We start from the raw sequence: 23,210 nt of genomic DNA, 5'->3' as shown, positions 1-23,210 counted from the left end.
TTGGGATGAGGGGAAACGCCTCGCATGAATCTGCAACAACTCTCAGACTGGCTGCTGGCGCCGCAGTATCTGAGCTGGCTATGGAATGGCTTTTTAATGACCTTATGGCTGTCGGCCTGTGCCGGGCTGGCGGCTACGCTGCTGGGTTTTGGCCTGGCGGCGATGCGGGACAGCAGCCTGCGCCCATTAAGCTGGCTGGCAGTGGCCTACAGTGCGTTATTTCGCAATACTCCCTTACTGGTGCAGCTGTTCTTCTGGTATTTCGCCGCCGGGCAAATCCTGCCAACCTTTGCCATGCAATGGCTGAATACCCCTCACCAGTTAGGCTTTCTCGACTGGCCTTCATTTGAATTCCTGGCAGGTTTTTTCGGCCTGACGCTCTATTCCACCGCGTTTATTGCCGAAGAGATCCGCTCCGGTATCCGTGGCGTGGCCAGCGGTCAAAAGTACGCGGCCAATGCGCTCGGGCTGACTGGCTGGCAAGCGATGCGCTACGTGGTCTTGCCGCAGGCGCTGAAAATCGCCTTCCCGCCGCTGCTGGGCCAGTACATGAACATTATCAAGAACTCATCGCTGACCATGGCTATCGGCCTGGCTGAGTTGTCTTATGCTTCGCGCCAGGTGGAAACTGAAACCCTGCGCACCTTCCAGGCGTTTGGTGTGGCAACGGTGTTGTATATCGCCATTATTGCCCTGTTGGAAGGCTGGGGAATGTGGCGCCAGCAGCGCAAACCGCTGGGAGGGCACTAAGATGGATTTTACCGTTATTCAGGAAAACCTGGGTTATCTGTTATGGGGCACCTTCCCGGATGGGCCTTTGGGCGGCGCTGCGTTGACGCTGGCGATCAGCCTGATGGCCGGGCTGGCTTCTGCTATTTTGGGCACGTTGCTGGGCGTAGCGCTGGCGATGTCACGCGGCGTGCTGGCCGGATTATTGGCGATGGTGTTGGGGTTCTTCCGCGCTATTCCGGTGATCATGCTGATTTTCTGGACTTACTTCCTGCTGCCGATGGTGTTTGGCGTCGATATCCCGGAAATTACCACCGTGGTGTGCGCGCTGGCGCTGATCGCTTCGGCCTATTTGGCCCATGCGGTAAAGGCGGGGATCGTGGCTATTGGTGCCGGGCAGTGGCAGGCGGGACTTTCCCTTGGATTAAACCGCTGGCAGGTGCTGCGGATGATCGTCTTGCCGCAGGCGCTGCGCATGATGGTGCCTTCGTTTATCAATCAGTGGATCTCGCTGATTAAAGACACGTCACTGGCGTATATCGTCGGCGTGGGTGAGTTGACCTTCCTGGCCACGCAGGTCAATAACCGCAGCATGGTTTACCCGATGGAGGTATTCCTGTTTGTGGCGTTGGTTTATTTCATTTTCTGCCTGACGCTGGACGTGCTGGCCAACGGCCTGAACAAGCGCTTTAGCCCGCAGACTAAAGCGCTAAAACGCAGTAGGCGCTGGTGGCGTAACCGGCCACCGTTACCGGCCAGTTAAGGGGATACGGATCTGCCTCATTTCAGCGGGATATTAGCAGGTAAGCTGCCAGCCGCGTTGCTGCCATAGCATGGGCAACTGCGCCAGATCGTCAAACGTTGTCACCAGCGGATGCTCGATCGGCTGATTATGAGGATCGGCACAGAAGTAGAATACCGGAATGCCAGCCGCGATCCCCGCCTGGGCACCCGCAACGGAATCATCCACCAAAATACAGCGCTCAACGGGAACCTGCATTTGCTGCGCGGCATGGAATACGATGGCTGGATCGGGTTTCCAGCGCTGAATATCGTAGCCGCTGAACAACCGGTCATCAAAATAGGACAACATGTCGGTCAGCCCCAGCGAATGCTGCATTTTGCTCACCGGGCCGTTAGAAACGGTGCACATCGGCGCGTTCATCTGCGCCAGCAGTTCGCGCGCGCCGGCAATTGGCTGGAGCTCGGCATCAAACAAACGGGCCACTTCCTGGCGGAATATCGGCTCCAGATCGCTGGCGGGCAAGTTTACCCCCTGTTCGGCGTTAACCCGCTCAATGATCTCGTAGAGCTTGATCCCTTTATACTTTTTAAACACCTCTTCCAGCGCCAGCTCGATGCCGTAGTGGGCAAACATATGCACATAGGCTTTGCTGCACAGCACTTCGCTGTCGACCAACGTGCCGTCGCAATCAAATAAAACACATTCAACCTGGTTCATCGGGGTAAGTGGCCTCGGTTAAGTCATCATTGCTGTTACTTTAACCGGATCGTGCAGGATTGTCCCTCTTTGGCGATCAATCCTAATAAATACAACTTGTTGCCCGTTTTAGCCGTAAAGATGGCGAAAAAAACCTGTGAGCGAGGTCAAAACCCGGGCTTTTTGTTATAGGATAGCCAGCGACAGTCCAAAACCCCTCTTCGGAATTCTATAATGAGCAAACAAGACATCAGCCTTGATGCCAATCAGGGCTTGCTTGAGCGCGTGTTTAAACTCAAGCAGCATGGCACTACGGTACGTACGGAAACGATTGCCGGCATCACCACCTTTTTAACCATGGTGTATATCGTGTTCGTTAACCCGCAGATCCTGGGTGCGGCGGGCATGGACACTCAGGCGGTGTTTGTCACTACCTGCCTGATTGCCGCTTTTGGCAGTATCCTGATGGGTTTGCTGGCTAACCTGCCGGTGGCATTGGCTCCGGCAATGGGCCTGAACGCCTTCTTCGCGTTTGTGGTGGTCGGCGCGATGGGTATTTCATGGCAGGTCGGCATGGGCGCTATTTTCTGGGGCGCAATCGGTTTCCTGTTATTGACCATTTTCCGTATTCGCTACTGGATGATTGCCAATATCCCGCTGAGTCTACGCGTGGGCATCACCAGCGGTATCGGCCTGTTTATCGCCATGATGGGGCTGAAAAATGCCGGTATCGTGGTCGCCAATCCAGATACGCTGGTGGCAGTCGGCAATCTGACCTCTCACAGCGTGCTGCTGGGTGCATTGGGCTTCTTTATTATTGCCGTGCTGGCTTCGCGTAATATCCATGCTGCGGTGCTGGTTTCTATCGTGGTGACCACGCTGATTGGCTGGGCATTGGGCGACGTGAAATATGGCGGCGTGTTTTCCCTGCCGCCGGACGTGACCTCCGTGGTCGGTCAGGTCGATATCGCCGGGGCGCTGAATATTGGTCTGGCAGGCGTGATCTTCTCCTTTATGCTGGTTAACCTGTTTGACTCCTCGGGTACCTTGATCGGGGTGACTGACAAAGCTGGCCTGACGGATGAAAGCGGCAAATTCCCGCGTATGAAGCAGGCGCTGTACGTGGATAGCATCACTTCGGTAGCCGGCGCTTTTGCGGGCACCTCTTCGGTTACCGCTTATATTGAAAGCTCCTCCGGCGTGGCCGTGGGTGGGCGTACCGGCCTGACCGCCGTGGTGGTGGGCATTCTGTTCCTGCTGGTGATTTTCCTGTCACCGCTGGCGGGGATGGTGCCAACCTATGCCGCTGCGGGCGCGCTGATTTATGTTGGGGTGCTGATGACCTCCAGCCTGGCGCGAGTGAAGTGGGAAGATATGACCGAAGCGGTTCCGGCCTTTGTGACCGCCGCCATGATGCCTTTCAGCTTCTCGATCACCGAAGGGATCGCCCTGGGCTTTATCTCTTACTGCATCATGAAGCTAGGCACTGGCCGCTGGCGTGAAATCAGCCCCTGCGTGATCGTAGTGGCACTGCTGTTTGTGCTGAAAATCGCGTTTGTTGATGGGCACTAATCATCTTCAGTAATAAAAAAGGGGCGCTCAGCCCCTTTTTTATTTCAAGCGCCCGGTGAGGCATCCTGTTCTCTACCCATTACCCAGAGTAAAGGCCGGTTGTATCTTGTCTGCCAACTGCCGTTGCTCGCCGACTCTCCCTCGGGGAAATTGGCGATTTCGACCTGATTCTTGTCTCTGAACAAGTCGGCAAAATTGAGGGCCAGTGCCCGCTCGCTGAAGTTCTGCCGATCGTAATAGGCGATCATGATGCGTTTGTTTTCTGCCAGCGAGAGCTTCGCCGGTGGCAGGCGACCCTTCGGGGCAATCAACATGGCTCCGGCATAAAACTGCGGATAATTGGCCATCAGGTTGGCAGCGTGTAATGCGCCCTGACCACGAGCGGTCAGGTAAACCTGTTGAAGATTCAGCTTCAGCGTGGGGCCCAGTTTATCCAGGGTGCGTTGAATGGCGTTCTGGGTACTGGTTGCACTGTAGTTCGACCAGCGAAAGCTCCCTTCTGCCAGCATCTGCGTGCCGTTGATCTCAATATAGGCCACCCCGGCTTCGGTAAACAGTAACCGATCCTCTGGAATGATCGTGGCAGCTTGTCCGTAGGCATGGAGGTAGACGATGGTTGGCCAGCCTCCGCTCGGGGGATCGCCGCTTGGCACGACATAGTGCGGTTTGCCTTCAAACTTTGCGGCGTGCTGCTGATAGCGCGCTTTGGTGGTTGCCAGTATTGAACGGTAGGTATCACCTTGCTGAATACTGCTGAAGGCGTTGTCTTCCAGCAGGTTGTAGTAATACCACAACCCTCGCTTGGCGCTAAGTTGCAGATAACGTTCGGCTAGCTCGGTCTGGCCTTGTTCGGCCGATGAGGCGGCCAGTTGAAAAGGGGCCCAGATGTTACGACCATCTTCACGCATCAGCGTCAGATATAACGAGGTGGCTCCGGCTTTTTTATCCTCCTGATTGTAGGCTGAGCGGGGCAATGGCTTACTCAGTGGACTATGGATGGGCAGTTCTAGCGGCTCTTCTCCCTCAGGATAAAGCATGGGTGCAGCAAACAATGGACCGGTGGCAAAAGCCAAAAACATGGCTAAAAGAAAAAAAGGCATAATGTTATAACTTTGTTTTCAAATAATATTAATCAGCAAACGAGTAGATACGGCGCCTTTGATACGCTGATCTTGGGGCGCCGCCTGGCGGCTTATTTTACACGACGGATATAGTCACTGAATGCGGACAGCTGGCCTGTCAGAAAATCCCGCGTGCCCTGTTCCACCAGTTCACCTGCTTGCTCATCAACCTTATTCTGGATCACTCCCCCCATAAACTCAGGCTTGTTGATCACCATGGCATCCAGGAACACCAGGATCTGGCGCAGGTGATATTGGCAACGTGCGCCACCGATCGGCCCCATTGAACTGGTCTGGATCGCGACAGGTTTACCAGCCAGCGGCTGGTTAGGTAAACGGGACAGCCAGTCGATGGCGTTTTTCAAACCACCAGGGACAGAGTAGTTATATTCTGGCGTTACGATGATCACGCCATCGGCCTGGCGGATCTGTTCGGCAATGGCTTCTACCGTGGCGGGGAAACCCTCTTCTTGCTGAAGGTCTGCATCATAAAGTGGGATATCGCGGATAGAGGGAAGGGCTTCAATGGTGACACCCTGAGGAGCTAACTGGGGTAAAGCGCGTGCGACTATGGCGTTATAAGAGCCTTTACGCAGGCTCCCCAGTAGCGTAACGATCTTTAGTGCTTGCTCTGACATTTTGATTCTCCCTTTTCTGATGAACAGACTCAGCTTAGAACAACCAGCAGATAATAGGGCAAATAAGCCACCTATCCTAGGTAGATGCTAAACATTTAACTGTTTTTACAATTCAAAGCAGTAAATCATGCGTTAAGGAAAGTTTTGTTTTGTGTATTCCCCTAAAGACAGACGTAAAATCGGTGCTTTCAGCGTGTAACAGAGGTCAGGCTGGTCATCTTCAAAAAGTGCGTGGAGGGGGGTGGGTTGCGCGAGGAAATTTCGTCGCATTTCTGTAACCCCTGGCTATCGTCATATTGCCAGCAGATGAGCCGACCCAAGCCTGGTTGATGGGCACAGGCCCAGCTAAGATATTCACCAGCATCACTCATGACGTGCACGTCAGGCAGAATGCTACAGCGTAATTGGCCGGAAAACGGATGCAAATTCAGCAGATTATGGCCACTATTACCCAAGCCGCACAGCTTCAGTACACATTGACGGATGCTCCACAGCTGGGTTTCGGCTTCCAAACGATCGTGCTGCGCTGCAATCCAGGCGCTCTCCGTGCTGGAACAGTATTGATGGAGCAAGTTGTGACTCCGCGCGCGCATCACCTCGATGTCCAACCCAACCTTGCCTTCCAGGCTCAATAGCACGCCGATGGTATTGCCGGCATAGGCGAGGCTGAAGTCAGGTAAGTGGTGATCGGCAAAGCACGGGCGCCCGGTCGGTGCCGTAGCAATCGGCGGAAGCAGGGGGATACCATACAAATAAAATATCATTTCGGCCAACAGGATCCGGCCTTGTAAAAAACGCCGGCGGCGCTTAACGGAGAAATTGGCAGTTCTTTCGATCAGGTCTTTGGGTAGCCGATGGGTATCTAAGCGCTCTGCAACCGCATCCCATCGGATAAAATGACAAGCCATTGTTCACTCCATGACCGAGGCTTATAAAAAACTGGAGTGTTAGAGTAAGCATAACGATAAGAATTTTCATTAAGAATTCGCATGATCTTTTTCTTAATTATTCTTCTCTTGAATGAAAAATGGCAGCGTATCAGCAGTGTAGTGCGGTGGCCAGGGGCGTTAACCTTGTTGGGTGAGAAAATAAATCCCAGCATTAACATTAAGTTAATTCTGGGATTTTCTGAGTGTGACGTTATTTTCCGATGCAGAAGCTGGAGAAAATGCGTCCTAGCAGGTCATCGGAAGTAAACTCGCCGGTGATTTCGCTCAATGCCTGTTGTGCCAGGCGCAGCTCCTCGGCCAGTAGTTCACCCGCGTAAGCGCTCACTAACTGTTCTTTGCCCTGCACCAGATGCTGTGCCGCCTGCTCCAGAGCCTGCAAGTGACGGCGACGGGCCAGGAAGCCACCTTCCATATTGCTGGTAAAGCCCATGCTCTGCTTCAGATGGTCGCGTAACAGGTCGATACCCTCACCGGTACGCGCCGACAGGCGAATAAGTGAGTGACCATTTACTTCGCTCAGGCCCAATGCCTCACCGGTAATATCGGCTTTGTTGCGCACCACGGTGATCGGCAAGGTACTTGGCAGGCGTGCCATAAACTCCGGCCAGATCTCGGCAGGTTCGGTGGCGGCGGTGGTGGTGCCATCTACCATAAACAGCACGCGATCGGCCTGTTCGATCTCGTTCCAGGCACGTTCGATGCCGATGCGCTCAACTTCGTCGCTGGCTTCCCGCAGCCCGGCGGTATCGATAATGTGCAGTGGCATGCCATCGATATGAATATGTTCGCGTAATACATCGCGCGTAGTGCCCGCAATATCGGTGACGATGGCTGCTTCGCGCCCTGCCAGCTCGTTGAGCAGGCTGGATTTTCCGGCATTAGGCCGCCCGGCGATCACGACTTTCATCCCTTCACGCAGCAGGCTGCCCTGACGCGCCTCGGCCCGAACGCCGTCCAGATCGGCCATAACGCCATTCAGCTGGGCTTCGATTTTACCGTCGGAAAGGAAGTCGATCTCCTCATCCGGGAAGTCGATCGCGGCTTCCACATAGATGCGCAGGTGAGTGAGTGCTTCCACAAGCTGATGGATACGGATGGAAAAAGCGCCTTGCAGCGAATTCATCGCCGAACGTGCCGCCTGCTCGGAACTGGCATCGATCAGATCGGCGATGGCTTCGGCCTGGGCCAAATCCAGCTTGTCATTGAGGAAGGCCCGCTCCGAGAACTCCCCTGGGCGGGCAATCCGCACGTCTGGCAGTGCCAATACGCGTTTGAGCAGCAGATCGAGGATCACCGGCCCACCGTGGCCCTGGAGTTCCAGCACGTCCTCACCGGTAAAGGAATTGGGGCCGGGGAACCATAGCGCGATCCCCTGATCCAGCGTGCTGCCTTCGGCATCACGGAACGGCAGATAATCGGCATAGCGTGGCTTTGGCAGCTTGCCGAGCACCGCCAGAGCGACGTCTTTGGCTCCGCGGCCTGAAATACGCAGGATGCCGACACCGCCGCGTCCGGGCGGAGTAGCAAGAGCAGCGATGGTATCGGTGGTGTTCATAACGGATTATCTCTCTGACTAGATGCAAAATGCAAAAAGGCGGTCATGATGACCGCCTGATATTGCTGGCAAAGTTCACAATCGTAGGGGCGCAGCATGCTGCGCCCGCTCCGTATCAGACTTTTTTCTTGTCGCGGCTGTGCAGACCACGTTTTTCCAGCCCGCGGTAAATCAACTGCTGCTGGACGATGGTCACCAGGTTACTGACGATATAGTACAGCACCAGACCAGACGGGAACCACAGGAAGAACACTGTGAAGATCACCGGCATAAAGGTCATGATTTTCTGCTGCATCGGGTCAGTGACGGTGGTTGGTGACATCTTCTGGATGAAGAACATAGTCACACCCATCAGTACCGGCAAGATGTAGTACGGGTCTTGCGCAGACAGGTCATGGATCCACCAGATGAATGGCGCATGGCGCAGTTCAACCGAGCCCATCAGCATGTAGTACAAGGCCAGGAAGATTGGCATCTGGATAACCAGCGGCAAACAACCCCCCAGCGGGTTCACTTTCTCAGCTTTGTACAACGCCATCATTTCCTGGCTCATACGCTGCTTGTCATCACCGATACGCTCACGCATCGCCTGCAGTTTTGGCTGCAGCATACGCATCTTGGCCATCGAGGTGTACTGCGCTTTGGTCAGCGGGTACATGATGCCGCGCACGATGAAGGTGATGATGATGATTGAGAAACCCCAGTTGCCGATGAAACTGTGAATGAACTTCAGCAGTTTGAACAGCGGTTGGGAGATGAACCACAGCCAACCGTAATCAACGGTCAGATCCAGGTGCGGTGCCAGTTGAGCCATCTGATCCTGCAGCTCCGGGCCAACCCACAGGGTGGCATTCAGCTGTTTCTCAGCGCCTGGCTGGACAATCACCGGCTCGGCTTTAAAGCCGATAGCAGACAGGTTAGTGCCTGGCTTGGAGGTATAGAAGGTGTTGTTGCCCTGAGTCTCTGGTACCCACGCGGTGGCGAAGTACTGTTGCAACATCGCAATCCAGCCGCCTTGGGTGGTGACATTCAGGTTCTCATCCTTGTCGAACGCATACTTTTGGTATTTGTCTTCGCTGGAAGAGTAAGCCGCACCACGGAAGGTGTGCAGCGCAAAGTTGTTGCTGCCGGTGTCACGATGCTTGGGCAATTCGGTGGTCTGCTTCAACTGGCCAAACAGGGTCAGTTCCAGCGGAGTCGCGCTCTTGTTGACGATGGAGTAGTCCACGCCAACGGCATAATGGTTACGTTTGAGCACAAAGGTCTTGGTGAAGACCGAACCGTCTTTGCCGGTAAAGGTCAGCGGAATACGCAGTTCATCCTGGCCATCGGCCAGCGTGAAGGTATCCTGCGCCGCCTCAAACAGAGGACGCTCGCCGTTTGCCGGGTTATCCGGGCCGTCTCTGCCAGTCAGGCCGCTTTGTGCCTGGTAGACGAATGACGGGGTAGATTCCAGCAGCGTAAATGGAGTCGATGAACCCAGGGTATCCGGGTAGGCCAACAGTTTAGCCTGCTCGATATCGCCACCACGGGTGTTGATGGTCAGCGACAGCACGTCAGTGTTAACGGTGATCAGTTTACCCTGGCCACTGCCTGGTACGGCCGAACTTGCGGCATCACCGGTAGCTGTGTTCGCGGTCTGTTGCGTGGTCTGGGTGGCTGCGGGCTGCGGAGCGTTGTCCACTTGCCAGGCCTGCCAGATCATGAAAGACACGAACAGCAGAGCGATGAGGAGAAGATTGCGTTGCGAATCCATCGTTAGTGTTCTCTGTTATCGTCGGTTTTCGGCGGCACGGGATCATCGCCACCTGGGTTCAAAGGGTGGCATTTTAATACGCGTTTCAGTGTTAACCAACTGCCTTTTAACATGCCAAACCTGCGTAATGCCTCAATTGCGTAATGAGAACATGTCGGCTGGAAGCGACAACGTGGCCCAAGCAGCGGACTGAGTACGAGCTGATACGCCCGAACCAGCCCGATCAGGATGCGGGAGCCTGGCGACAGTGGCGACGCCATAATTTTTCCAAAGCTTCCGTCAGTGCACGATTATCCAAATCCGCTATCCCTTTTTTGGCCACCACCACAAAATCCATCGCCGGTAATTCGTGCTGACGTAAACGGAAGCTTTCGCGGGTTAGGCGTTTGATCCGGTTGCGTTCATGCGCGCGTTTGACGTGTTTTTTGGCGACGGTAAGACCGATGCGGGGATGCCCCAGCTGGTTCAGGCGGCCGAGGATGGTGATTTGCGGCGTGCCAGCCCGTTGTGGCTGCTGGAAGACGAAAGTGAAATGAGTGGGAGTTAACAAACGTAACTCCCTAGGAAAAGCGAGCTTAACCACTCAGCGGGTTAGCTTTTATTACTTAGAAACAGTCAGACGAGTACGGCCTTTCGCACGACGGCGGGCCAGAACTTGACGACCATTCTTGGTGGCCATACGAGCACGGAAACCGTGGCTACGGTTACGCTTCAGTACGGACGGTTGGAAAGTGCGTTTCATAGCGATTTCTACCTAAACTTAAATGAAATACTGATAAGTCAAATGCGTTTGGCTACTCGGCGTGAAGATGACCGACGCCTCAATCGCAATACATAAAGAGGCGGGATTGTAATAATTGTACAGTCCTGAGTCAATTCACATCGCGCTAGCCTACCTGGTTGTCTGCCAATTCGGAGTAAAATCCGGTGTTGGCCCGTGGTCACCGCAGAATCCTGTCTTGGCTAAATGACTCACCATTAAGGAACCAGGTATCACACGTGGGCGAAGATTATACGGACTCGGGGGTAAATCACAAGGATCTCCGCACGATCCTGCGTGATTTCTGCGAGGATCCGCGTGGATAACCAGGTATAACCTGTGAAAGGCGGTAAAACCTGGCTCGACAGGTGCAGATCTCATCGGTGCCGATCCCGGCATGATTAAAAACTAGCCACTCTTCAAGGGCTGTGGATAAAATGGATCTAATCTGTGATGAAGAGGAGGATCTCTTGCGCGGATTGCGCTATGATCCGTCATTCCGATCGCGATCCCAAATCAGGATCGTTAAGGGCATAAACCGTGAAAGGCGGTTCGCATACCCTACAGGTTTTTCAGCCGATACCGGGCGTGTGTCAAAAATCATGAGTTATAAAAAAGTAGCCTGATTCTTTTCTTTTTATTGATCTTGTTCGAGTGGAGTCCGCCGTGTCACTTTCGCTTTGGCAGCAGTGTCTTGCCCGATTGCAGGATGAGTTACCTGCCACAGAATTTAGTATGTGGATACGCCCATTGCAGGCGGAACTGAGTGACAATACCCTGGCGCTGTATGCGCCCAATCGTTTTGTGCTGGATTGGGTTCGCGATAAGTACTTAAACAATATCAATGGCCTGTTGAATGATTTCTGCGGTACGGATGCGCCGCTGTTGCGTTTTGAAGTGGGCAGCAAGCCACTGACACCAACCCTCAGCCAGCCCGTGATGGCCAGCGTCAACAATCACAGCGCTCCGGTCGCCCCGGTGGTGCGCACGGCTGCACCGTCCCGCCCAAGCTGGGATAACGCGGCACCGCCGCCTGAGCTTTCCTATCGTTCCAACGTCAACCCCAAGCACACCTTCGATAACTTCGTTGAGGGTAAGTCTAACCAGTTGGCTCGTGCTGCGGCGCGGCAGGTGGCAGACAATCCGGGGGGCGCTTATAACCCACTGTTCCTGTATGGCGGTACCGGCCTGGGTAAAACGCACCTGTTGCATGCGGTAGGCAACGGCATCATGGCGCGTAAGGCCAATGCCAAAGTGGTCTATATGCACTCGGAACGCTTTGTGCAGGACATGGTCAAGGCACTGCAAAATAACGCCATTGAAGAATTCAAACGCTACTACCGCTCGGTGGATGCGTTGCTGATCGATGATATTCAATTCTTTGCCAACAAAGAGCGTTCACAGGAAGAGTTCTTCCATACCTTTAACGCCCTGCTGGAAGGCAATCAACAGATCATCCTGACCTCGGATCGCTATCCAAAAGAGATCAACGGGGTTGAGGATCGTTTGAAATCCCGCTTCGGCTGGGGCCTGACGGTGGCGATCGAGCCGCCGGAGCTGGAAACCCGCGTCGCGATCCTGATGAAAAAGGCCGACGAGAACGATATCCGTCTGCCGGGCGAAGTGGCGTTCTTTATCGCCAAACGCCTGCGTTCCAACGTGCGTGAGCTCGAAGGGGCGCTGAACCGCGTGATCGCCAACGCCAACTTTACTGGCCGTGCCATCACCATCGATTTCGTGCGCGAAGCGCTGCGGGATCTGTTGGCATTGCAGGAAAAGCTGGTCACCATCGACAATATCCAGAAGACGGTGGCCGAGTACTACAAAATCAAAATCGCGGACCTGCTGTCTAAACGGCGTTCGCGCTCGGTTGCCCGCCCGCGCCAGATGGCGATGGCATTGGCAAAAGAGCTCACCAACCACAGCCTGCCAGAAATCGGCGATGCGTTTGGTGGCCGCGACCATACTACGGTGTTGCACGCCTGCCGGAAGATTGAGCAGCTGCGTGAGGAAAGTCACGACATCAAAGAAGATTTCTCCAATTTAATCAGAACATTGTCGTCATAGCCCATATGAAATTTATCGTTGAACGTGAGCAACTGCTAAAACCGCTGCAACAGGTGAGCAGCCCACTGGGTGGCCGCCCGACGCTGCCAATTCTGGGTAACCTGCTGCTGCAGGTGACGGAAGGTTCCCTGCTGCTGACAGGAACCGACCTGGAGATGGAGATGGTGGCGCGCGTTGCCCTGTCTCAGCCCCATGAGGCGGGCGCGACGACCGTCCCCGCACGTAAATTCTTTGATATCTGCCGTGGCCTGCCGGAAGGCGCGGAGATCACCATCATTCTCGAGGGTGATCGCTTGCTGGTGCGTTCTGGCCGCAGTCGCTTCTCGCTGTCCACGTTGCCGGCAATAGACTTCCCGAATCTGGATGATTGGCAGAGCGAGGTGGAGTTCACTTTGCCGCAGGCGACGCTAAAGCGCCTGATCGAAGCCACTCAGTTCTCGATGGCTCATCAGGATGTGCGTTATTACCTGAACGGTATGCTGTTTGAAACCGAAGGGGAAGAACTGCGCACCGTGGCCACCGACGGTCACCGCCTGGCGGTGTGTTCGATGCCGATTGGTCAGCAGTTACCGACCCATTCGGTGATCGTGCCGCGTAAAGGGGTCATGGAGCTGGTTCGTCTGCTGGACGGTGGCGATACGCCGTTGCGCGTGCAGATCGGCAGCAACAATATCCGTGCTCACGTGGGTGACTTTATCTTCACCTCCAAGCTGGTTGACGGCCGTTTCCCTGATTATCGCCGCGTATTACCGAAGAATCCGGACAAAACGCTGGAAGCGGGCTGCGACCTGCTCAAGCAGGCGTTTGCCCGTGCGGCCATTCTGTCGAACGAAAAGTTCCGCGGCGTGCGCCTGTACGTTAGCCAGAACCAGCTCAAGATCACTGCCAATAACCCGGAACAGGAAGAGGCGGAAGAGATCCTCGATGTCAGCTATGATGGCACCGAGATGGAGATTGGTTTTAACGTCAGCTATGTGCTGGACGTGCTGAACGCACTCAAGTGTGAAGATGTGCGCCTGCTGCTGACCGATTCCGTCTCCAGCGTGCAGATCGAGGACGGTGCCAGTAAGTCTGCCGCCTACGTCGTCATGCCAATGCGACTGTAGAAATTATCGGGCTATCTTACTTGCCCCTTTGCGATTGGGCAGTGCTCGCAATCCTCACGTACTTTAAGTACGCTGCGGTTGCTGTGCGCTGGCCGCACGCAAATGACCTGCGACGATAACGCCCTGGATTGTTAGATGATTAAGACAACTACAGTATGGCTCTGACGCGCTTACTGATTAAAGATTTCCGCAATATCGAAGCTGCCGATCTGGCACCTGCGCCGGGATTTAACTTCCTGGTTGGGGCCAACGGCAGCGGCAAGACCAGCGTGCTGGAGGCGGTGTATACCCTTGGTCATGGGCGCGCGTTTCGCAGCCTGCAGGCCGGGCGAGTGATCCGTCACGACCAGCCGGAGTTTGTGCTGCATGGGCGGATTGAAGGCCCCGGGCGCGAATTATCGGTAGGATTGAGTAAAAGCCGTCAGGGTGACAGCAAAGTGCGTATTGATGGCAGCGATGGCCATAAGGTGGCCGAGCTGGCACAGCTATTGCCCATGCAGTTGATCACCCCCGAAGGATTTACCCTGCTTAATGGCGGGCCGAAGTATCGGCGTGCTTTCCTGGACTGGGGTTGTTTTCACAATGAACCCGGTTTTTTCACCGCCTGGAGCAACCTGAAAAGGTTACTGAAGCAGCGCAATGCCGCGCTGCGCCAGGTCAATCGCTATGCGCAGATCCGCGCCTGGGATCAGGAACTGATCCCGTTGGCCGAGCGCATCAGCGAGTGGCGGGCAGCCTACAGCGATGCAATTGCCGCGGATATCACCGCGACCTGCGCGCAGTTCCTGCCCGAATTTGCCCTGAGTTTCTCTTTCCAGCGCGGCTGGGACAAAGAGAGCGACTACGGAGAGCTGCTGGAGCGCCAGTTTGAGCGCGACAGGGCGTTAACCTATACCGCGGTGGGGCCGCATAAAGCGGATTTCCGCATTCGTGCCGAAGGTACGCCGGTAGAGGATTTGTTATCGCGCGGTCAGCTTAAACTGCTGATGTGCGCATTGCGCTTGGCGCAGGGTGAGTTTCTCACCCGCCAGAGCGGGCGGCGTTGCCTGTATCTGATTGATGATTTTGCCTCCGAGCTGGACACCGGCCGTCGCCGGTTGCTGGCCGATCGCCTGAAAGCCACCCAGGCACAGGTTTTTGTCAGCGCGGTAAGCGCTGAACAAGTAACCGACATGATGGGTGAAAAGGGCAAGATGTTCCGCGTGGAACAAGGTAAAATAGAGGTTCAACCACAGGACTAAAATGAGCGAGAAACGTTGATGTCGAATTCTTATGACTCCTCAAGTATCAAGGTATTAAAAGGGCTGGATGCGGTGCGTAAGCGTCCGGGCATGTATATCGGTGATACTGATGACGGCACCGGTCTGCACCACATGGTATTCGAGGTCGTGGACAACGCTATCGACGAAGCACTCGCTGGCCACTGTAGCGACATTCAGGTGACAATCCACGCCGACAACTCCGTCTCGGTGCAGGATGATGGCCGTGGTATCCCAACCGGTATCCACGAAGAGGAAGGGGTGTCTGCGGCACAGGTCATCATGACCGTACTGCACGCCGGCGGTAAGTTTGACGACAACTCCTATAAGGTTTCGGGCGGTCTGCACGGCGTAGGCGTTTCGGTTGTTAACGCCCTGTCAGAGAAGCTGGAACTGGTGATCCGCCGTGAAGGCAAGGTTCACGAGCAAACCTACAAGCATGGCGAGCCGCAGGCTCCGCTGAAAGTCGTCGGTGAAACCGACCAGACCGGGACCACCCTGCGCTTCTGGCCTAGTTACCAGACCTTTACCAATAACATCGAGTTTGAGTACGACGTCCTGGCCAAGCGCCTGCGTGAACTGTCGTTCCTCAACTCTGGCGTTTCTATTCGCCTGAAAGACAAACGCAATGACAGAGAAGACCACTTCCATTATGAAGGCGGTATCCGGGCGTTTGTGGAATACCTGAACAAGAACAAGACCCCGATCCACCCAACGGTGTTCTACTTCTCAACCGTGAAAGACGATATCGGTGTGGAAGTGGCGCTGCAGTGGAACGATGGTTTCCAGGAAAATATCTACTGCTTCACCAACAACATCCCGCAGCGTGATGGGGGTACCCACCTGGCCGGCTTCCGTGCCGCGATGACCCGTACCCTGAACACCTACATGGATAAAGAAGGCTACAGCAAAAAGTCCAAGATCAGCGCCACCGGTGACGATGCGCGTGAAGGTCTGATTGCCGTGGTGTCGGTGAAAGTGCCAGACCCTAAATTCTCTTCCCAGACCAAAGACAAGCTGGTGTCTTCAGAAGTGAAAACGGCGGTCGAATCGCTGATGAACGAGAAGCTGGTGGATTACCTGATGGAAAACCCATCGGACGCCAAAATCGTGGTCGGCAAAATCATCGATGCGGCCCGTGCCCGTGAAGCGGCGCGTAAAGCACGTGAAATGACCCGCCGTAAAGGCGCGTTGGATTTGGCTGGCTTGCCAGGCAAACTGGCAGACTGCCAGGAACGCGACCCGGCGTTGTCCGAACTGTACCTGGTGGAAGGGGACTCCGCGGGCGGCTCAGCCAAACAGGGCCGTAACCGTAAGAACCAGGCGATCTTGCCGTTGAAAGGGAAAATCCTCAACGTTGAGAAAGCCCGCTTCGACAAGATGCTGTCTTCACAGGAAGTTGCCACGCTGATCACCGCGCTGGGCTGCGGCATTGGCCGTGACGAATACAACCCGGACAAACTGCGTTACCACAGCATCATCATCATGACCGATGCCGACGTTGACGGCTCGCACATCCGTACGCTGCTGTTGACCTTCTTCTATCGTCAGATGCCGGAAATCATCGAACGTGGCCACGTCTATATTGCCCAGCCGCCGCTGTACAAAGTGAAGAAAGGCAAGCAGGAGCAGTACATCAAAGACGACGAAGCGATGGATCAGTATCAGATCTCCATCGCCCTCGACGGCGCGACCCTGCACACCAACGGTTCTGCACCTGCCTTGGCGGGTGAGCCGTTAGAGAAGCTGGTGGCCGAGCATTACGCCGTACAGAAACAGATTGGCCGGATGGAGCGCCGCTACCCGCGCGCGTTGCTGAACAACCTGATCTACCAGCCAACCTTGAACGAAGAGGATCTGGGCGACCGCGCCAAGGTGGAAAACTGGATTGAATCGCTGGTGAAATTGCTCAACGATAACGAACAACACGGCAGCAGCTACAGCTCGGTGTTGATTGAAAACCGTGAGCGCCAGATGTTCGAACCGGTGCTGCGTATCCGTACCCACGGGGTCGATACCGACTATCCGTTGGACTTTGAGTTTATCCGCGGTGGCGAATACCGCAGGCTCTGCACCTTGGGTGAGAAACTGCGCGGCCTGCTGGAAGAAGATGCTTATATCGAACGTGGCGAACGCCGCCTGCCGGTAGAAAGCTTCGAACAGGCGTTGGAGTGGCTGGTGAAAGAGTCGCGCCGTGGTCTGTCGATCCAGCGTTATAAAGGGCTGGGTGAAATGAACCCGGATCAGCTGTGGGAAACCACCATGGATCCCGATCAGCGTCGTATGCTGCGCGTAGCGGTGAAAGACGCGATTGCAGCCGATCAGCTGTTCACTACCCTGATGGGCGATGCGGTGGAACCACGCCGTGCCTTTATCGAAGAAAACGCCCTGAAAGCGGCGAACATCGATATCTAACGCCTCATCGGGTGATTAACAATCCGCGCCGGTTCGCCCGCGCGGATTTTTTTATGCGTTTTTTCCACTAACATGACAAGCTGAAACGGGTTAGCATGAGAAAAAACCACTGGGAGACACGCTCGAATGGCTATTGAACTGATTGCAATTGATATGGATGGCACGCTGCTCAATCCGCAGCACCAGATTACGCCAGCGGTAAAGCAGGCGCTGACTGCCGCACGCGCCAAAGGCGTGCATGTGGTGCTGGCTACCGGGCGGCCTTATGTTGGCGTGCAGGACTATCTGCGTCAGTTGGATATTCAGGGTGAAGGTGATTTTTGCATCACCTATAACGGGGCATTGGTGCTGAAAGCGGTGGACGGGGCCTGCGTGCTGCAAGAAACGCTCGGTTTTGACGATTACCTCTATTTTGAGCAGTTGGCACGCGATTTTGGCGTTCATTTTCAGGCGTTTGATTTTGATACCCTGTACACGCCGAACAAGGACATTGGTAGATATACCATCCATGAATCCCACATGACCGGTATTCCCTTGAAATACCGCAGCGTGGAAGAGATGGATCGCTCCATTCGTTTCCCGAAGGTGATGATGATTGATGAGCCAGAATTGCTGGATCGCGCCATTGCCCGCTTACCGGCAGAGGCCTGGGAACGTTACACCATCATGAAAAGCGCGCCTTACTTCCTGGAGATCCTGCACCAGCGGGTGGATAAAGGAGCCGGGGTCAGAATGCTGGCCGAGCATTTGGGCATCAAGCAGGAAAACGTGATGGCGTTAGGCGATCAGGCTAATGATACCGCGATGATCGAATATGCCGGATTGGGTGTGGCGATGGGCAATGCGATCCCTGAATTAAAGGAAGTCGCTCAGCATGTGACCAGCACTAATACCGAAGACGGCGTAGCGCGCGCGATTGAGAAATTTGTATTGTAAACCGCCCCTAACCCTAACTCCTCTCCCACAGGGAGAGGGGACCAAATGTGCTACCTATTGACCCCTGAGCTGACCTTAACACCGTAGGCCACATTACCTGCCAACGACGCTGAACTAGCGCCCTCTCCCTATGGGAGAGGGCCGGGGTGAGGGGGTATTAGTTATTTTGTGTAATATGATTTTTGTGATCTGTATTTTTGCCTGTTATTGATAACCCTATTATAGTGATTTTCAGCCCCCTGCTTGTTAAGCGGTTATTCAAGGGATGATTAATTAATCCACAGCAATTATATGGATGTAAAATGAAGATGAAAAAAGCCTTATTAGCCTCATTGACCTTTATTGCCTGCACACAATTATCTTTTGCCGCCAAAGACGTGACCACACAGCCCGATCTTTATTTCCTGCAAGAATCACAATCCATTGATAGCCTTACACTACTTCCGCCACCTCCTGCCGTTGACAGCATCGATTTTCTCAATGACAAAGCACAATATGATGCCGGTAAATTACTCAGAAATACCGAGCGGGGCAAACAGGCTTATAATGATGCCCATGTGAGTGGTGACGGTGTGCCAATGGCGTTTTCTGGCGCATTTGGTATGGAAATCACCCTGGATAAAACCCCGGAAATATATCGGCTGGTTACCAAAATGCGTGAGGATGCCGGTGATTTGGCGACCCGCAGTGCCAAAGAACATTATATGCGCATTCGGCCTTTTGCTTTTTACCAAGAGGATACCTGCCGCCCAGATGAACAAAGTACGCTGTCAAAAAATGGCTCCTATCCTTCCGGCCACACCACCATCGGCTGGGCTACCGCGCTGGTGCTGACGGAAATCAATCCCGCCCGCCAGGGTGAGATCCTCAAGCGGGGCTATGAGATGGGGCAAAGCCGGGTGATCTGTGGTTACCACTGGCAGAGTGACGTTACGGCTGCGCGTGTAGTGGCTTCCGCTATCGTGGCACGTTTACACGCCGAGCCGGCTTTTATCGAACAACTGCAAAAGGCGAAAGCCGAATACCAACGGTTGGCCAAAGCTGGGTGATAGGAAAAAGTGCCACAAACAGTGCCACAAACCTTACCACGGGGCGCTGCATTGCTGCGCCCCTCTAACCCTTATCTGCGATAGTCTGCAGGTATTCCCCAGCACGGTATTTTCCCTCCTCTTCGTCTCCCTTGCGCACTAAAACCTCCCTCATCACGCCAATCTGCCAATCAAAGTCGATAAAAATGACGGCCTGCCTGTTTTGTGATCTAGATTGTAGTACAATAATGATATTTAGTACTACAATCATGATGAATTTAAACATCAACAAACCAAGATTGTGCTGCAACCAAAGGACGCCACGGTATAACGCGAGGTAAAGTGGAGCCGTAACCCCAACATGGCGAGCATTACGGAGAGGCAATGAAGCAGCAGATCAGTAAAACCGACCGCATCATCATTGAGATTGGCCAGCAGATAGTCGGCGGCAAATACGTCCCTGGCTCGGCTCTGCCCGCAGAGACCGAGCTGTGCGAAGAGTTTCAGACTTCGCGCAACATTATCCGCGAAGTGCTGCGTGCCTTGATGGCAAAGCGGTTGGTGGAAGTGAAACGTTATCGTGGCGCGTTCGTCACCCTTCGTAATCAGTGGAATTACCTGGATACCGAAGTCTTGAACTGGGTGTTGGCGCAGGACTACGACCCACGGTTAATCGCCGCTATGAGTGAGGTGCGTAATCTGGTGGAGCCCACCATTGCCCGCTGGGCAGCTGAACGTGCCACATCCAGTGAGTTGGCGGTGATTGAAGCGGCGCTGAACGACATGGTTGCCCACCATCAGCAGCGGGAATTGTTTAACGAAGCCGATATCCGCTATCACGAGGCGGTGCTGGCAGCGGTACATAATCCGGTATTGCAGCAGCTCAGTGTTGCGATCAGTTCACTACAGCGAGCGGTATTTGAACGTACTTATATGTCGGATGAAGACAATATGCCGCGTACTTTGCGTGAGCATCAGGATCTGTATGACGCCATTCGTCATCAGGATGCCGATGCTGCAGAACGGGCAGCGCTGACGATGATCGCCAGCTCGACCAAACGCCTAAAGGAAATTACATGAGTGACAGCTTTATCGCGATTGACTGGGGTTCCACTAACCTGCGCGCCTGGCGGTACGAGCGTGGGGAGTGTGTAGACAGAGTGCAGTCACAGGCCGGTGTGACCCGTTTGGGGGGGCGCTCTCCCCAGCAGGTGTTCACTGAACTGATGGCCCGCTGGCCGGAACCGTTGCCGGTAGTGATGGCGGGGATGATCGGCAGCAATGCGGGCTGGTTGCAAGTGCCCTATTTGCCTTGCCCGACCCGTCTGACTGAGGTTGCCGGGCTGTTAACCGTGGTAAAGCAGGCATTGCCAATAAAAGCCTGGATCATCCCGGGAATGTGTGTTGAACGTGCGGATAACTGCAATGTTATGCGTGGTGAGGAGACGCAGTTGATCGGTGCTTATGCGGAGCAGCCTGCGGCACTTTATGTGATGCCCGGCACCCACAGCAAATGGGTACAGATGGATGGCGATACGCTGGTGGATTTCCGTACCGTCATGACGGGGGAACTGCATCATCTGTTACTCAATCATTCTCTGATTGGTGTGGGGCTGACTGAACAGCAACCCGATCCGCAGGCTTTTAAACGTGGGTTGGAAACCGGGCTTAACGAGGAGCATCTGGTAAGCCGTCTATTTGAAACCCGGGCGGCACACGTACTGGGCAAAATGGAAAAAAGCGCCGTCAGTGATTGGTTATCCGGCCTGCTAATCGGCAACGAAGTGACACAAATGCAGCGCCGTTATCCTCTGCCTGCGGAGGCTGCACTTACGGTGATTGGTAACCCAACATTAGGGGAACGTTACGCGCAAGCGCTGGATCTGGCGGGGATCCGCCACCGCATGCTGGACGGCGATCGGGCTTTTCAATCCGGAATAAGGAGTATTGTGAATGAGCTGGAAAACTGAGTTGCCGCTGATTGCCATTTTGCGTGGCATCACTCCGCAGGAAGTGCATGCCCACGTACAGGCATTGCTGGATGCCGGGTTTGACGCTATTGAAATTCCGCTGAACTCGCCGCAATGGCAACAGAGCATCGGCGATATGGTGCAAACCTTTGGTGACCGGGCATTGATTGGGGCTGGCACCGTGCTACAACCGCAGCAGGTGGATGAGTTGGCCGGGCTGGGAAGCAAACTGGTGGTCACGCCGAATACGCAACCGGCGGTGATTAGCCGTGCAGTACAACATGGGATGACGGTCTGTGCCGGTTGTGCCACGGCATCTGAAGCGTTTAACGCATTGGAGGCCGGGGCACAGGCGCTCAAAATCTTCCCGTCGTCTGCTTTCGGCCCGGACTATATCAAAGCGTTAAAGGCGGTATTGCCGCCGCAGGTGCCCGTTTTCGCCGTTGGCGGTGTCACGCCAGAAAACCTGCATCTTTATTTGGCCGCCGGCTGTGTTGGCGCAGGATTGGGTAGCGATTTGTATCGTGCTGGTCAATCGGTAGAACGCACTGCGCAGCAGGCCGCCGCTTTTGTTCGAGCCTATAAGGAAGCTACACGTTGAAAATAACCAAAATGACCACCTACCGGCTGCCGCCGCGCTGGATGTTCCTGAAAATAGAAACCGATGAAGGCATCGTTGGCTGGGGAGAGCCGGTCATTGAAGGCCGGGCCCGCAGCGTCGAAGCCGCGGTGCAAGAGCTGGCGGAATATGTGATTGGCCAGGATCCGGCCCGGATTAATGATATCTGGCAAACGTTATACCGGGGTGGTTTCTATCGCGGCGGGCCTATTTTGATGAGTGCCATTGCCGGTATCGACCAGGCCCTGTGGGATATTAAAGGCAAAGCGCTTGGTGTGCCGGTTTATCAGCTGCTGGGCGGCTTGGTGCGCGATAAAATCAAGGCCTATAGCTGGGTTGGGGGCGATCGCCCTGCTGATGTGATCGACGGTATCAGAAAATTGACGCATATCGGTTTTGATACCTTCAAGCTCAACGGCTGTGAAGAGATGGGGATCATCGACAATGCCCGCAAGGTGGATGCGGCAGTGGCGGTGGTGGCACAAATCCGTGAAGCCTTTGGTAACAGCATTGAGTTTGGTTTGGACTTCCATGGCCGGGTTGCTGCGCCGATGGCGAAAGTGCTGATCAAAGAGCTGGAGCCTTATCGCCCGCTGTTTATTGAAGAGCCGGTGTTGGCGGAGCAGGCCGAATATTATCCTCGCCTCGCGGCACAAACGCATATTCCGATTGCTGCCGGTGAGCGCATGTATTCGCGTTTTGATTTTAAACGTGTGCTGGCAGACGGGGGATTGGCGATTATCCAGCCCGATCTTTCCCACGCTGGTGGTATCACCGAATGTTTCAAGATTGCGGCGATGGCAGAAGCTTACGACGTGGCGCTGGCACCGCATTGTCCGCTGGGGCCGATTGCGCTGGCCTCTTGCCTGCATCTCGATTTTGTTGCTCGCAACGCGGTGTTCCAGGAACAAAGCATGGGCATTCATTACAATCAGGGTGCCGAGCTGTTGGATTACGTGTTGAATAAAGACGATTTCAAAATGAGCGATGGCCACTTCTATCCGCTAACCAAGCCGGGATTAGGGGTAGAGATTAATGAAGAACTGGTGATCGAACGTAGTAAACAGGCAACGGATTGGCGTAACCCGGTGTGGCGTTATCCTGACGGTGCCGTCGCTGAGTGGTAAGTCTGATTTAATTTATCTTGTTTTAACTATTTATCACGCAAGGGTGCGCGGCGTTGTCTCGCCTTTTAGCCGGGTGCGCACCCCCAAAACAATACCTTGATTATTAATAAGTAACCTGACTGACGGCATTAATTATTATTTACCAGTGAGACTTAGATATC

General features: G+C 54.5%; 23 protein-coding genes. 13 read left to right on the top strand and 10 right to left on the bottom strand.

The window, feature by feature from the left end:
* The first annotated feature begins 24 nt into the window (after nucleotides 1-24).
* Both ACRDCA_RS23455 and ACRDCA_RS23450 read left to right on the top strand, forming a co-directional pair.
* Nucleotides 25-750, top strand: coding sequence for an amino acid ABC transporter permease (locus ACRDCA_RS23455; protein ID WP_025123117.1), 726 nt, complete (start codon nucleotides 25-27; stop codon nucleotides 748-750).
* A 1-nt stretch (nucleotide 751) separates the two neighbouring features.
* Nucleotides 752-1,492 carry an amino acid ABC transporter permease gene (locus tag ACRDCA_RS23450; RefSeq protein ID WP_438691685.1) on the top strand — a complete coding sequence of 247 codons (741 nt, stop codon included), beginning with the start codon at nucleotides 752-754 and terminating at the stop codon, nucleotides 1,490-1,492.
* A 33-nt stretch (nucleotides 1,493-1,525) separates the two neighbouring features.
* On the opposite strand, the gene yieH is transcribed toward ACRDCA_RS23450, so the two are convergent.
* Nucleotides 1,526-2,191, bottom strand: coding sequence for a 6-phosphogluconate phosphatase (gene yieH, locus ACRDCA_RS23445; RefSeq protein ID WP_438691684.1), 666 nt, complete (start codon nucleotides 2,189-2,191; stop codon nucleotides 1,526-1,528).
* Between the two features lie 213 nt (nucleotides 2,192-2,404).
* On the opposite strand from yieH, the gene ACRDCA_RS23440 reads away from it, so the two are divergent.
* Nucleotides 2,405-3,742: an NCS2 family permease gene (locus ACRDCA_RS23440; protein ID WP_025123108.1), complete on the top strand. Its 1,338-nt coding sequence runs from the start codon at nucleotides 2,405-2,407 to the stop codon at nucleotides 3,740-3,742.
* 44 nt (nucleotides 3,743-3,786) lie between these two features.
* Here ACRDCA_RS23440 and ACRDCA_RS23435 read toward each other — a convergent pair whose 3' ends face one another.
* The 8 genes from ACRDCA_RS23435 to rpmH form a co-directional block, all read right to left on the bottom strand.
* Entirely contained in the window at nucleotides 3,787-4,842 is a 1,056-nt protein-coding gene (locus ACRDCA_RS23435) for a hypothetical protein (protein WP_438691683.1), read from the bottom strand.
* Nucleotides 4,843-4,934: 92 nt separating this feature from the next.
* Nucleotides 4,935-5,501 (bottom strand): NADPH-dependent FMN reductase, encoded by a 567-nt coding sequence (locus tag ACRDCA_RS23430; protein WP_438691682.1) that lies wholly within the window; start codon nucleotides 5,499-5,501, stop codon nucleotides 4,935-4,937.
* A 188-nt stretch (nucleotides 5,502-5,689) separates the two neighbouring features.
* Nucleotides 5,690-6,409 carry a 4'-phosphopantetheinyl transferase family protein gene (locus ACRDCA_RS23425; protein WP_438691681.1) on the bottom strand — a complete coding sequence of 240 codons (720 nt, stop codon included), beginning with the start codon at nucleotides 6,407-6,409 and terminating at the stop codon, nucleotides 5,690-5,692.
* Nucleotides 6,410-6,641: 232 nt separating this feature from the next.
* Nucleotides 6,642-8,006 carry a tRNA uridine-5-carboxymethylaminomethyl(34) synthesis GTPase MnmE gene (gene mnmE / locus ACRDCA_RS23420; RefSeq protein ID WP_438691680.1) on the bottom strand — a complete coding sequence of 455 codons (1,365 nt, stop codon included), beginning with the start codon at nucleotides 8,004-8,006 and terminating at the stop codon, nucleotides 6,642-6,644.
* Between the two features lie 115 nt (nucleotides 8,007-8,121).
* A complete protein-coding gene (yidC, locus tag ACRDCA_RS23415; protein WP_438691679.1) occupies nucleotides 8,122-9,762 on the bottom strand; it encodes a membrane protein insertase YidC in 1,641 nt (546 codons plus the stop codon).
* Nucleotides 9,763-9,764: 2 nt separating this feature from the next.
* On the bottom strand, nucleotides 9,765-10,022 hold the full coding sequence (yidD, locus tag ACRDCA_RS23410) for a membrane protein insertion efficiency factor YidD (protein WP_025120915.1): 258 nt from the start codon (nucleotides 10,020-10,022) through the stop codon (nucleotides 9,765-9,767).
* A complete protein-coding gene (gene rnpA / locus ACRDCA_RS23405; protein ID WP_004950547.1) occupies nucleotides 9,986-10,345 on the bottom strand; it encodes a ribonuclease P protein component in 360 nt (119 codons plus the stop codon). Before rnpA ends, yidD begins: the two co-directional genes overlap by 37 nt.
* A gap of 18 nt (nucleotides 10,346-10,363) precedes the next feature.
* Nucleotides 10,364-10,504, bottom strand: a complete 141-nt coding sequence (gene rpmH, locus ACRDCA_RS23400) for a 50S ribosomal protein L34 (protein WP_004093983.1) — start codon at nucleotides 10,502-10,504, stop codon at nucleotides 10,364-10,366.
* 684 nt (nucleotides 10,505-11,188) lie between these two features.
* Here rpmH and dnaA point away from each other — a divergent pair.
* The 6 genes from dnaA to ACRDCA_RS23370 all read left to right on the top strand — a co-directional run bounded on the left by dnaA (nucleotide 11,189) and on the right by ACRDCA_RS23370 (nucleotide 19,354).
* A complete protein-coding gene (gene dnaA / locus ACRDCA_RS23395) occupies nucleotides 11,189-12,589 on the top strand; it encodes a chromosomal replication initiator protein DnaA (protein WP_438691678.1) in 1,401 nt (466 codons plus the stop codon).
* Between the two features lie 5 nt (nucleotides 12,590-12,594).
* A complete protein-coding gene (dnaN, locus tag ACRDCA_RS23390) occupies nucleotides 12,595-13,695 on the top strand; it encodes a DNA polymerase III subunit beta (protein WP_438691677.1) in 1,101 nt (366 codons plus the stop codon).
* 155 nt (nucleotides 13,696-13,850) lie between these two features.
* Nucleotides 13,851-14,936: a DNA replication/repair protein RecF gene (gene recF / locus ACRDCA_RS23385; protein ID WP_438691676.1), complete on the top strand. Its 1,086-nt coding sequence runs from the start codon at nucleotides 13,851-13,853 to the stop codon at nucleotides 14,934-14,936.
* A gap of 18 nt (nucleotides 14,937-14,954) precedes the next feature.
* Nucleotides 14,955-17,369 carry a DNA topoisomerase (ATP-hydrolyzing) subunit B gene (gene gyrB, locus ACRDCA_RS23380; RefSeq protein WP_438691675.1) on the top strand — a complete coding sequence of 805 codons (2,415 nt, stop codon included), beginning with the start codon at nucleotides 14,955-14,957 and terminating at the stop codon, nucleotides 17,367-17,369.
* 126 nt (nucleotides 17,370-17,495) lie between these two features.
* Nucleotides 17,496-18,305: a sugar-phosphatase gene (gene yidA / locus ACRDCA_RS23375; RefSeq protein WP_438691674.1), complete on the top strand. Its 810-nt coding sequence runs from the start codon at nucleotides 17,496-17,498 to the stop codon at nucleotides 18,303-18,305.
* A gap of 308 nt (nucleotides 18,306-18,613) precedes the next feature.
* On the top strand, nucleotides 18,614-19,354 hold the full coding sequence (locus ACRDCA_RS23370) for an acid phosphatase (protein WP_438691698.1): 741 nt from the start codon (nucleotides 18,614-18,616) through the stop codon (nucleotides 19,352-19,354).
* Between the two features lie 64 nt (nucleotides 19,355-19,418).
* Here ACRDCA_RS23370 and ACRDCA_RS23365 read toward each other — a convergent pair whose 3' ends face one another.
* A complete protein-coding gene (locus ACRDCA_RS23365; RefSeq protein WP_438691673.1) occupies nucleotides 19,419-19,619 on the bottom strand; it encodes a hypothetical protein in 201 nt (66 codons plus the stop codon).
* Nucleotides 19,620-19,717: 98 nt separating this feature from the next.
* Between ACRDCA_RS23365 and dgoR the strand changes: the two genes are divergently transcribed.
* Genes dgoR through dgoD form a run of 4 tightly spaced genes read left to right on the top strand, consistent with a single transcriptional unit; the run spans nucleotide 19,718 to nucleotide 23,049 of the window.
* Nucleotides 19,718-20,413, top strand: a complete 696-nt coding sequence (dgoR, locus tag ACRDCA_RS23360) for a D-galactonate utilization transcriptional regulator DgoR (protein ID WP_438691672.1) — start codon at nucleotides 19,718-19,720, stop codon at nucleotides 20,411-20,413.
* Nucleotides 20,410-21,303 carry a 2-dehydro-3-deoxygalactonokinase gene (locus tag ACRDCA_RS23355; protein WP_438691671.1) on the top strand — a complete coding sequence of 298 codons (894 nt, stop codon included), beginning with the start codon at nucleotides 20,410-20,412 and terminating at the stop codon, nucleotides 21,301-21,303. The genes dgoR and ACRDCA_RS23355 overlap by 4 nt, the downstream gene beginning before the upstream one ends.
* Complete coding sequence (locus ACRDCA_RS23350; protein ID WP_438691670.1) at nucleotides 21,287-21,904, top strand: 2-dehydro-3-deoxy-6-phosphogalactonate aldolase; 618 nt, start codon at nucleotides 21,287-21,289, stop codon at nucleotides 21,902-21,904. The genes ACRDCA_RS23355 and ACRDCA_RS23350 overlap by 17 nt, the downstream gene beginning before the upstream one ends.
* Nucleotides 21,901-23,049, top strand: a complete 1,149-nt coding sequence (gene dgoD, locus ACRDCA_RS23345; RefSeq protein WP_438691669.1) for a galactonate dehydratase — start codon at nucleotides 21,901-21,903, stop codon at nucleotides 23,047-23,049. Before ACRDCA_RS23350 ends, dgoD begins: the two co-directional genes overlap by 4 nt.
* Nucleotides 23,050-23,210: the final 161 nt, after the last annotated feature.

Source organism: Serratia sp. (in: enterobacteria) (genome assembly GCF_051654945.1).
Classification (GTDB): domain Bacteria; phylum Pseudomonadota; class Gammaproteobacteria; order Enterobacterales; family Enterobacteriaceae; genus Chania.
Note: the sequence above shows the minus strand (reverse complement) of the source record. Positions and strands in the feature narration are given on the sequence as shown.